The following is a 327-nucleotide window of genomic DNA, read 5'->3' on the forward strand; positions in this document are numbered from 1 at the left end:
ATCTTGGGTACTGCGATTGCAGCGGTAGGTTACGGTACGCTACTAGCGGTATTCCCATCTATCACTGCTGAATTCTACGGTCTTAAGAACTACGGTACTAACTATGGTGTTCTTTACACTGCATGGGGTATCGGTGGTGCTATCGGCGCGGCAGTTGTTGGTTTCTCAATGACTCACGGTGAAGGTTATACTCTAGCGTACACTATCTCTGCTGTAATGATGGGTGTGTGTGTTGCACTATCTCTAGTGACTCGCCCTATCAGCGAAGAGAAATCTGCACAGCTTGCTGCTGCTTAATTTTCTCAATTGATTTAATACCAATAGAAT

At 45.3% G+C, this 327-nt stretch carries 1 pseudogene; it reads left to right on the plus strand.

Going from position 1 to position 327, the window contains the following annotated elements:
* A pseudogene (locus AB4585_RS27450) lies at window positions 1–297 on the plus strand (oxalate:formate antiporter); the annotation flags it as partial.
* Window positions 298–327: the final 30 nt, after the last annotated feature.

The organism is Vibrio sp. 10N.222.49.C9 (genome assembly GCF_041474985.1).
GTDB classification, from domain to species: Bacteria; Pseudomonadota; Gammaproteobacteria; order Enterobacterales; family Vibrionaceae; genus Vibrio; species Vibrio crassostreae_C.